Source organism: Pseudomonas protegens (assembly GCF_003732485.1).
GTDB classification, from domain to species: Bacteria; Pseudomonadota; Gammaproteobacteria; order Pseudomonadales; family Pseudomonadaceae; genus Aquipseudomonas; species Aquipseudomonas protegens_B.
The window spans coordinates 107,791-117,735 of sequence record NZ_MOAK01000081.1; the positions used below are offsets into that span (position 1 = coordinate 107,791).

The window sequence follows — 9,945 nt, forward strand, 5'->3', positions numbered from 1 at the left end:
ATGAACCCGGTGCTGCTCAAGCCCAACAGCGACACCGGTTCCCAGGTGATCATTCACGGCCGGGCCGTCACCACCATGAATGCCGTGGCCTATCACGACTACAAGGCCATCGCCATGCAGGCGGTTCTGGCTTCCCATGAGCGTCTGCGAGGCGCTTATGACGTGGTGATGGTGGAGGGGGCCGGCTCTCCGGCCGAGATCAATCTGCGGGCTGGCGACATCGCCAACATGGGGTTTGCCGAAGCGGTGGACTGTCCGGTGCTGCTGATTGCCGATATCAATCGTGGTGGGGTGTTCGCCCATCTGGTGGGGACTCTGGAACTGCTTTCGCCCAGCGAGCAGGCGCGGGTCAAGGGCTTCATCATCAATCGTTTTCGTGGTGACCTGGCGCTTTTGCAGCCGGGTCTGGACTGGCTGGAGGCGCGTACCGGCAAGCCGGTGATTGGCGTGCTGCCCTATGTCATGGACCTGCATCTGGAGGCGGAGGACGGCATCGACCAGCGTCAGGCCGGCAAGGTCGAGCAAGTGCTGAAGGTGGTGGTGCCGGTGCTGCCGCGCATCAGCAATCACACGGATTTCGATCCGCTGCGCCTGCATCCTCAGGTGGACTTGCAGTTCATCGGCCCCGGGCAGGCGATTCCCGCCGCCGACCTGATCATTCTTCCCGGCTCGAAAAGCGTGCGCGGCGACCTGGTCTATCTGCGAGCCAATGGTTGGGACCGGGCCATCTCCCGGCACCTGCGTTATGGCGGCAAGCTGCTGGGGATCTGCGGTGGTCTGCAGATGCTCGGCAAGCAGTTGCACGACCCGCTGGGTTTGGAAGGTGCGGCAGGTTCCAGCCCGGGCCTGGGCTTGCTGGACTTTGAAACCGTGCTCGAAACCGAGAAGCAGCTGCGCAATGTCAGTGGCCACCTGACCCTGGAGAGTGCGCCGGTCAGTGGCTATGAAATTCACGCCGGCGTCACTCGCGGCCCGGCCCTGGAGCAGCCGGCGGTGCAGTTGCAGGACGGTCGTAGTGATGGCGCTTGCAGCGTCGATGGGCAGATCCTCGGTACCTACCTGCATGGTCTGTTCGAGACCCCGGCAGCCTGTGGTGCGCTGTTGCGCTGGGCGGGGCTGCAGGATGTGCAGGAGGTGGATTATCACGCCTTGCGCGAACGCGATATCGAGCGTCTGGCGGACCTGGTGGAGCATCATCTGGATACCGCCGCACTGCTCAAGCTCTGTGGCCTGTAGAGCCGCGGTGGACTTACTTTTCAAAGGTGCTCAAGCATGCTGCAACTGATTCTCGGCGGTGCCCGCTCCGGCAAGAGTCGCCTGGCGGAAAAACTGGCCACCGACAGCGCCCTTGAGGTGATCTACATCGCCACCAGCCAGCCCCTGGATGGCGAGATGAATCAACGTATTGCCCATCATCGTGAGCGCCGCCCGTCCCATTGGGGGTTGATCGAAGAACCGCTGGAGCTGGCCCGGGTGCTGCAGCAGGCCGCTGGTACCGGGCGTTGTCTGCTAGTGGATTGCCTGACCCTGTGGTTGACCAATCTGCTGATGCTCGAGGACGAGCAGCGCCTGGACATCGAGCGTGAGGCCTTGTTGCAGTGTGTGGCGACGCTGCCGGGGGAGATCATTTTTGTCAGCAACGAAACTGGAATGGGTGTCGTACCCCTGGGCGAATTGACTCGCCGCTACGTGGATGAAGCCGGTTGGCTGCATCAAGCCCTGGCCGAACGTTGTCAGCGTGTGGTGCTGACGGTGGCCGGCCTGCCCCTGACTTTGAAAGGAACTGCGTTATGAGTAACTCCTGGTGGCTGAAGCCATGCAAGGCGGTCGATGCCCGGATGGTCGAGCAAGCCCTGGCGCGTCAGCAGCAATTGACCAAGCCGGCCGGTTCCCTTGGTCAACTGGAGCCCTTGGCGGTGCGTCTGGCCGGTTTGCAAGGACAGCTCAAGCCAAGCCTCGAGCGGTTGTGGATTTCGATTTTCGCCGGGGATCACGGGGTGGTCGCCGAGGGCGTATCCGCCTACCCACAGGAAGTGACTGGGCAGATGCTGCTGAACTTTGTCAGCGGCGGCGCAGCTATCAGCGTGCTGGCACGACAACTGGGTGCGCAACTGGAGGTGGTGGACCTGGGGACGGTGGCAATCGGGTTGAGTCTGCCGGGTGTGCGCCACCTTAACCTCGGTGCCGGTACGCAGAACTTCGTCCAGGGGCCGGCCATGACCCCGGCTCAGGGTGAGCTGGCCCTGCAGGCGGGCCGCGACAGTGCGTTGCGCGCCCGTGCCGAGGGTGCCCAACTGTTTATCGGCGGTGAGATGGGCATTGGCAACACCACTGCCGCCAGTGCCATTGCCTGTGCCTTGCTGGACATTCCAGTGGCGCAGCTGGCTGGACCGGGCACCGGCTTGAATGCCGAAGGGGTCAACCACAAGGCTCAGGTCATCGAGCGGGCCTTGGCCCTGCATGCGGGGTCCCGCGACGATGCCTTGCAGACGCTGTTCAATCTCGGTGGTTTTGAAGTGGCTGCGTTGGTGGGGGCCTATCTGGCCTGCGCTCAGGAAGGAATCGCAGTGCTGGTTGATGGGTTTATCTGCAGTGTCGCGGCCCTGGTGGCGGTGCGCCTGAATCCGGCGTGCCGTCCATGGCTGCTGTTTGCGCATCAAGGAGCCGAGCCGGGACACCGGCATGTGCTGGGTGCTCTGCAAGCGGAGCCCTTGCTGGATCTGGGTTTGCGTCTGGGGGAGGGTAGCGGTGCTGCGCTGGCGGTGCCATTGCTGCGCCTGGCCTGTGATCTGCACGGGCAGATGGCGACCTTCGCCGAGGCGGCCGTGGCGGACCGCCCGGCATGACCCTGCATCTGGACCTGTTGCGCCACGGTGAAACCGAGCTGGGCGGTGGTTTGCGTGGCAGTCTGGACGACGCCCTGACAGAGCGGGGTTGGCAACAGATGCGTGACGGGGTTCAGGGGCGCGAGCGTTGGGATCTGATCGTCAGTTCACCCTTGCAGCGCTGTTCGCGTTTTGCCGAGCAACTGGCTGCGCAGTTGCAGTTGCCCCTGCTTCTGCAGCCTGATGTGCAGGAGCTGCATTTTGGCGCCTGGGAGGGGCAGAGCGCAGCGGCGCTGATGGAAACCAATGCCGATGATCTGGGCCGATTCTGGTCCGACCCCTATAGCTTTACTCCGCCCCAGGGGGAGCCTGTGGCGGACTTTTCCCGGCGGGTTCTGGGGGCGATCGAGGGCTTGTGCCGGGACTGTGCTGGGCAGCGGGTGCTGTTGATCAGCCATGGCGGGGTAATGCGCCTGTTGCTGGCCCGGGCACGAGGGCTGCCTCGGGAGCAGTTGCTGAATGTGGAGGTCGGTCACGGTGCGTTGTTCAGCTTGAAAGTCTCCGCCACGGGGCAATTGAGCGAGGAGGGCTGAGATGCTGCCGTTCTGGATTGCCCTGCAGTTTCTCAGCAGCCTGCCCATTCGCCTGCCGGGCATGCCTGAGCCTGAGGAGATGGGGCGCTCATTGCTGTTCTATCCGCTGGTGGGGCTGTTGTTCGGTGTGCTGTTGTGGCTGCTGGACGCCGTGCTCGCTGGCACCCCTCTGCTGGTGCACGCGGCGTTGCTGCTGACTGCCTGGGTCTTGCTCAGCGGGGGATTGCACCTGGATGGACTGGCAGACAGCGCCGATGCCTGGCTGGGGGGCTTCGGTGATCGAGAGCGCACTTTGAGCATCATGAAGGATCCGCGTAGCGGACCCATCGCTGTGGTGACGCTGTTGCTGGTGCTGTTGCTCAAGTTCGCCGCGCTGGTGGCGTTGATCGAGCAGCAGCAGGGCTTTGCCTTGTTGCTGGCGCCACTGATTGGGCGTGCCTCATTGCTGGGATTGTTCCTCTCCACGCCTTATGTGCGTGCGGGTGGCCTGGGGCAGGCCCTGACCGATCATCTGCCAGCATTGGCAGGGCGGCAGGTGCTGGGCTTGAGTGTCCTGGTCTGTTTGCTGCTGGGTGGTTACAGCGGACTTTGGGCCGTACTGCTGGCAGTGGTGCTGTTCTTCTGGTTGCGTCAGTTGATGATCCGGCGCCTGGGCGGCACTACCGGCGATACAGCGGGGGCGCTGCTGGAGTTGCTGGAAACGGCTGTACTGCTGGCGCTGGTGGTTCTTTGAACAAGGCCTGCAGTGGCTGTTTTTTCTGAAATTTCTTGCCTTGGATTAATCGCGGGTATATACACGCATCATGCTTCCCTCTCAGTGTTTGTGCACCAACCTGCGTCGTGCCGCTCGTGGCGTCAGCAGGTATTACGACGGCGCCCTCGACGGCTTCGGGATCAACGTTGCCCAGTATTCTTTGCTGAACAATCTGCTGCGCCTTGATCAGCCGAGCATTTCCAGCCTGGCGGATGCCATGGGTCTGGACCGCAGCACGCTGGGGCGCAATGTGCGGGTGCTGGAGGCTGCGGGTCTGGTCCGGTTGATGGAAGGTGACGACCAGCGCAACCGTCTGGTGCAACTGACCGATGCCGGACATGAGCGCCTGGTGGCGGCCTTGCCGGCCTGGGAGGCAGCCCAGCAGCGGTTGATCGATCGGCTTGGGGTGGAGAAGCGTGAAACCTTGTTGGCCTTGCTGAACGAACTCGCCTGACGGCGCTTCGTTCGAATATAAGCGGGTATATACCCGTACTTGGAGAATAAACATGTCATCGATGTGGCGCACCAGCGGTTGGGTACTTCTCGGCAGCGCATTGATCCTGGCGCTGTCGTTGGGAGTTCGGCATGGTTTCGGCCTGTTTCTGCCGCCCATGAGCGCGCAGTTTGGCTGGGGGCGTGAAGTCTTCGCCTTTGCCATTGCCTTGCAGAACCTGATCTGGGGTCTGGCACAGCCCTTTACCGGCGCCCTGGCCGACCGTTTTGGCGCGGCCAAGGTGGTGCTGATCGGTGGCGTGCTGTATGCCGTGGGACTGGTGTTCATGGGACTGGCGGATTCGGCCCTGACGCTGTCCTTGAGCGCAGGGTTGCTGATCGGTATCGGTTTGTCGGGCACTTCGTTCTCGGTGATTCTCGGTGTCGTCGGCCGGGCACTGCCACCGGAGAAGCGCAGCATGGGCATGGGCGTTGCCAGTGCCGCCGGCTCTTTCGGCCAATTCGCCATGCTCCCCGGAACCCTGGGCCTGATCGGCTGGCTGGGCTGGTCGACGGCGTTGTTGGTGCTGGGCGTGCTGGTCGCCTTGATCGTGCCCTTGGTGAGCATGCTCAAGGACAAGCCACTGCCGGTGCTGGGGCATGAGCAGAGCCTGGCAGAGGCCCTGCGCGAAGCCTGTTCCCACTCCGGGTTCTGGCTGCTGGCGTTCGGCTTTTTCGTCTGTGGCTTCCAGGTGGTGTTCATCGGTGTGCATCTGCCTGCCTATCTGGTGGATCAACACTTGCCGGCCACTGTCGGTACAACGGTGCTGGCCCTGATCGGCCTGTTCAATATCTTCGGTACCTATACCGCCGGCTGGCTGGGAGGGCGGATGTCCAAGCCACGCCTGCTGACCGGCCTGTATCTGTTGAGGGCGGTGGTGATTGGTCTGTTCCTGTGGTTGCCCGTGACGCAGACCAGCGCCTACTTGTTCGGCATGGCCATGGGCTTTCTCTGGTTGTCCACCGTGCCTTTGACCAATGGCACAGTGGCTACCTTGTTCGGGGTCAGGAACTTGTCCATGCTCGGCGGTATTGTGTTCCTGTTCCACCAGTTGGGGTCCTTCCTTGGCGGTTGGCTGGGAGGGGTGGTGTATGACCGTACCGGGAGTTACGACTTGATCTGGCAAGTGGCGATTCTTCTCAGTTTGCTGGCTGCCGCCCTCAACTGGCCGGTGCGCGAGCGTCCGGTGGCGCGCTTGCAGGCGAGTGCAGCATGAAACCATGGTTGGGTTGGGGGATTGGCCTGGGAATCGGCAGCCTGTTGTTGCTGCTGGCTTGGTGGGGTTGGCATCGTGGCGGGCTGGCGCTGATGCAGTTGGGCATGGGTGCTTGCTAGGTGGGCGAGGGGGCGAGTAACGTCGGTGCCTGACCACTATTCAAGGACACTGGACATGGCTAAGGGCTGGTTTGTTGTTCCGGCATTACTCGCAACCTTTGCAGGGTCGGCCTGGGCTGCAGATTGCCCGGCGCTGCTGCAGGGTTCTGTCCCCAAGTTGCACGCCAAGGAGTCCATCGACCTGTGCCAGCGTTTTGCCGGCAAGCCGCTAGTGGTGGTCAATACCGCGAGTTTCTGCGGGTTCGCCCCTCAGTTCAAAGGCCTTGAGGCGCTGCATCAGCATTACAAGGATCAGGGGTTGGAAGTGGTGGGCGTACCGTCCAATGATTTCAAGCAGGAGTCCAAGGATGGAGCTGAAACCGCCAAGGTCTGTTACGTCAACTACGGCGTGACGTTCACCATGACCGAGCCGCAGAAGGTTCGAGGGCCGAATGCGGTGCAGCTGTTCAAGGTGCTGGCGCAGCAGAGCAATGCGCCGAAGTGGAACTTCTACAAGTACGTGGTGGATCGCCAGGGCAATGTGATTGCCAACTTTTCCAGTCTGACCAAGCCGGATAACCCGGAGTTCATCGAGGCGGTGGAGAAGGCGTTGGCGTCGAAGTCTTGAGCCTGTATTCATCGGCCAATAAAAAACCCGCAGATGCGGGTTTTTTATTGGCTTGAAACTGCGTGGCCCAGCGTTCGTTAGAACTTGTAGGTAGCGCCCAGGCCATAGCCCCACGCGCTGTTCTGGTAGGTCGCGCTGTAGGCGTTGCCTTTGCCGGTTCTGTTGACGTTGACGTCCTCTTCCTTCAGGTACGAAACCGCCAGGTCGAGCGTCAGGTCTTCAGTCGGGCTGTAGCCGGCGCCGAAGCTGATCGCCTTACGGTCACCGGTAGGGATACGAACGGAACGGTCGGTGTTGTTGGTTGGCGCCTGGTCAACCGAGAGGCCGCTGCGCAGGACCCACTCTTTGTTGACCTTGTAGGAAACACCTACGGCCGAGGCCCAGGTGTCGTGCCAGTTCTGTGGTTCGGTGATGGTGCCGATCGGGCCCCTGGAACCGCCGAGCAGAGCAGGAACGCCTTCGTTGTTCACGGTGATGTCTTTCAGGCGGCTCCAGCGAGTCCAGGTGCTACCTGCATAGACGGTCCACTGGTCATCCAGTTTCTGGGTGACCGAGAAGTCGACGACTTCCGGGGTGGTGATGTCCAGCGAGGCGTCGTAACGGCCTCCGTTGAACGGACCGAAGCCAGGGCCGGCAATGTTGGTGTGGCCTTCGAGCTTGTACTTGACCTTCGAGTGGTAAGTCAGACCCAGGCGAGTGGTGTCGGTAGGCTGAACGATAATGCCGACGTTATAACCGATGGCGGTATCGTCTCCCTTGATCTTCACGCTGCCGTCATTGCGGCCGAAGAGTGCAGGGTTTGGAAATGGGGTGGCGGAGGTCAGTTCACCGCTCAGGCGGTTGATGGTCGGGCCAAAGCCAATCGATACCATGTCATTGAAGGCGTAGCTGACGGTCGGTTGCAGAGTAACGACCTTGACTACGCTCTTGTCACCGTAATAACGGCTGGCAGAGCTGGACTCATAGTTGGTAACCAGGCCGAAAGGTGCATAGGCCCCCAGACCCAATGCCCAGCCGTTGCCCAGTTGTTTGACGAAGAACCCCATAGGCACGCTGGTGAACGGAACCATGTCGCCATCGCTGGTGCCGCGAGGCGGGCCGCCCTGGACGTTTTTCAGGTTGGTCTTGGCATCGATTGCCGCTACGCCGACAGTCACTTGGTCGCGTTTCAGCAGGGACATACCGGCAGGGTTGCCGTAAACAGTGCTTGCATCTTCGGCAGAAGAAGAACGACCCGCGAAACCGGTACCCATGCCGCTGATGCTTTGTTCGTTAAGGGCAAAGCCGCTGGCGAAGAGTTGGGTAGAGGCAAGTGCAACCGCGAGACTTATGGTGGATTTGAGCATTACTTTTTTCATTATTAGAACTCCTGGTGATCACCGAGGCGAAAATTACCAACATTTTGGCCTCGACGCTATAGGCTGCAACAGTTGATTTAGAGCGGTTTTGTAGGACAATCCGACCAAAATCCGGATTTTTCTCCGATTTTGTAGAGGTCGTTGTCAGCAGGCGACCAGGCTCAGCGGTGAAACACAGGTTTGCCAGGCGCAGGCGAAATCTCTCAAACGTCCTTGTGGTTGAAAGGTCTTCCTCCAGATGCGGGCCATGCCGAGCAGATCGTCGGCAGCGGGGAGCGGGGTGTGTTGTTGCTCCACCAGCAACCAGGCGATTGCAGTGGCGTAACGCAGGTTGACGGTCAATTCAAGGTGCGGGCCACTGAGGAACGCGTGCTGGCTGGCCAGTCCGCGAACCAGGCTGGCCCGCTCCGGGTCCAGCGCCAGATAATGATCCCAGAGGTCCTGGTGGCGCAGTTCGGTGATGCGATACAGGCCGTGGCCGCGGCGATCGTGCAGGGCCGAGCCCAGCGCCGACTGGCTGGCAGCAATGCCCAGCAGCAGGGCTTCAGCGGTTTTGCTATGACTGCCCAGGTACATCAGGGTCGGGCGTATGACATAGCGGCACAACTCGCTGGCGGCGATACCCATAATGCCCTCGAAGTGTGAAAGTGGCCGGCTAAACCTGAAGGAGCTTGGCAGCGAGAAAAGGTTCAGGTTTGCCGGAAGCGGCTCGGGCCGCCTGAGTTGAAGTGTAGTGTCATATCTATGCTGTAAAGGACTGTTTTTAAAATATTTCCGTCCCCTTGTTATAAGCCTTATACCCATTGGTGCTTTGGATGAAGTGGTCAATGGGCAAATAACTGGCAATAAAAAGCCCCGCTATGAAGCGAGGCTTTTGGTGGTTTAGCGCTGTGGCGTATCAGGCCACCAGGGCCTGACGAGTACGTTCGATCACTGCCTGCAGCGGTTCTGCGCTGGAGTACTGATCGGGGTACAGACGTTCGCTGTGACGAGCGATGCCGTGTTCGTTGACCAGGGTGAAACTGAAGCAGCCTTTGCGAGCGGCCATGATCAGGCAGTTCAAGGGGGCAAAAGCGTGGGTTAGGGTGCGAATGGCATCCTGAGTCTGGATTTGAGTAGACATAATTATTAGGTGTTCCTACAAATGACACGGTTAAGAACCGTGCAACGTTAAAACGTTCCAGTAACGTCGACCACCATTGGTCAAACGAAGAACCTGACTGGAACAAAGCAGCCAGTTGCAGCGCTTTAATAAGGTTGCGCTAGGGCTGGCAGGTAGGTACTTAGGAGGGCAGGCAGCACAGCAGGGGCAAAGGTTCTGGGCCCAGGGTGGAGATCCTGATCAATTTGCAGGTTGGTTCGGTCAGAGTAAGTGGCTCGGACACTGCCTTTGATTTCGTTTCAAGGGCGGTGTCAGTTTGAGATTTACCTGGAAACCAGCGAGGTGGTCGGTCCTTGGTATTCGACATTGTTCTCTATTGGAGAGAGCGTCAGCAGGACTTGTTCGACCAGAATTGACTTTCAGCTTGGTACTAACGGCGAGGATTCTATTGGGTTGAAGCGGGGAATGCAAGTGTGTTAGGAAAAATGTTTGATGAGGGGCGAAATTGCTCTGTCACACACTATGTAACCTTTGCCGTTGTGGCGTGTACGAAAACGGTGCGCTACTGGCGTTAATTTCTGCTCAGTTGTGCACACTTGTCGCGCAGCGTGTCACCCTGTTGTCACCTTCCCCCAGGCTTGCCCCATAGCCTGTCTCGAGAATTTAAGTCAATGATAAACATCGTCTTTTTTTACTGGTGAAAAAATCGTCAGTTTGACTGCAGGGCCCGTCTCATGGGGCTTTGGGAGGGTTGTGGAGGGGTTGTCCACTGACTTATCCACAGCTTCTGTGGATTGTCCCAAGCGCTTGCTCTAGGACGGGCGTGCTGGCTCTTTTTGACTTTACCCGAGCGAAAAAAGGAGTAGAGTGGCGCGCCT

12 protein-coding genes are annotated in these 9,945 nt (G+C 60.0%); 9 read left to right on the top strand and 3 right to left on the bottom strand.

The window, feature by feature from the left end; all coding sequences use genetic code 11:
* The 9 genes from BLX41_RS24335 to BLX41_RS24370 form a co-directional block, all read left to right on the top strand.
* A partial coding sequence (locus BLX41_RS24335; protein WP_259745141.1) for a cobyric acid synthase occupies positions 1-1,236 on the top strand: 1,236 nt, incomplete at its 5' end.
* Positions 1,237-1,272: 36 nt separating this feature from the next.
* Positions 1,273-1,794 carry a bifunctional adenosylcobinamide kinase/adenosylcobinamide-phosphate guanylyltransferase gene (gene cobU, locus BLX41_RS24340; protein ID WP_123726937.1) on the top strand — a complete coding sequence of 174 codons (522 nt, stop codon included), beginning with the start codon at positions 1,273-1,275 and terminating at the stop codon, positions 1,792-1,794.
* A complete protein-coding gene (cobT, locus tag BLX41_RS24345) occupies positions 1,791-2,846 on the top strand; it encodes a nicotinate-nucleotide--dimethylbenzimidazole phosphoribosyltransferase (protein ID WP_123726938.1) in 1,056 nt (351 codons plus the stop codon). Before cobU ends, cobT begins: the two co-directional genes overlap by 4 nt.
* Positions 2,843-3,418, top strand: coding sequence for a histidine phosphatase family protein (locus tag BLX41_RS24350; protein ID WP_123726939.1), 576 nt, complete (start codon positions 2,843-2,845; stop codon positions 3,416-3,418). The genes cobT and BLX41_RS24350 overlap by 4 nt, the downstream gene beginning before the upstream one ends.
* 1 nt (position 3,419) lies before the next feature.
* Complete coding sequence (locus BLX41_RS24355) at positions 3,420-4,151, top strand: adenosylcobinamide-GDP ribazoletransferase (RefSeq protein ID WP_123726940.1); 732 nt, start codon at positions 3,420-3,422, stop codon at positions 4,149-4,151.
* Positions 4,152-4,221: 70 nt separating this feature from the next.
* Positions 4,222-4,626: a MarR family winged helix-turn-helix transcriptional regulator gene (locus BLX41_RS24360; RefSeq protein ID WP_123726941.1), complete on the top strand. Its 405-nt coding sequence runs from the start codon at positions 4,222-4,224 to the stop codon at positions 4,624-4,626.
* Positions 4,627-4,678: 52 nt separating this feature from the next.
* Positions 4,679-5,881, top strand: coding sequence for an MFS transporter (locus BLX41_RS24365; RefSeq protein WP_123726942.1), 1,203 nt, complete (start codon positions 4,679-4,681; stop codon positions 5,879-5,881).
* A complete protein-coding gene (locus BLX41_RS36170; RefSeq protein WP_259745142.1) occupies positions 5,878-6,000 on the top strand; it encodes a hypothetical protein in 123 nt (40 codons plus the stop codon). Before BLX41_RS24365 ends, BLX41_RS36170 begins: the two co-directional genes overlap by 4 nt.
* 55 nt (positions 6,001-6,055) lie before the next feature.
* Positions 6,056-6,607 (top strand): glutathione peroxidase, encoded by a 552-nt coding sequence (locus BLX41_RS24370; RefSeq protein ID WP_123726943.1) that lies wholly within the window; start codon positions 6,056-6,058, stop codon positions 6,605-6,607.
* Between the two features lie 77 nt (positions 6,608-6,684).
* On the opposite strand, the gene BLX41_RS24375 is transcribed toward BLX41_RS24370, so the two are convergent.
* The 3 genes from BLX41_RS24375 to BLX41_RS24385 all read right to left on the bottom strand — a co-directional run bounded on the left by BLX41_RS24375 (position 6,685) and on the right by BLX41_RS24385 (position 9,088).
* Entirely contained in the window at positions 6,685-7,965 is a 1,281-nt protein-coding gene (locus BLX41_RS24375) for an OmpP1/FadL family transporter (protein WP_123726944.1), read from the bottom strand.
* A 144-nt stretch (positions 7,966-8,109) separates the two neighbouring features.
* The gene (locus BLX41_RS24380; protein ID WP_123726945.1) at positions 8,110-8,592 is read right to left on the bottom strand and encodes a hypothetical protein; all 483 of its coding nucleotides are present in this window, start codon (positions 8,590-8,592) and stop codon (positions 8,110-8,112) included.
* 271 nt (positions 8,593-8,863) lie between these two features.
* Entirely contained in the window at positions 8,864-9,088 is a 225-nt protein-coding gene (locus BLX41_RS24385; protein WP_123726946.1) for a hypothetical protein, read from the bottom strand.
* Positions 9,089-9,945 lie beyond the last annotated feature (857 nt).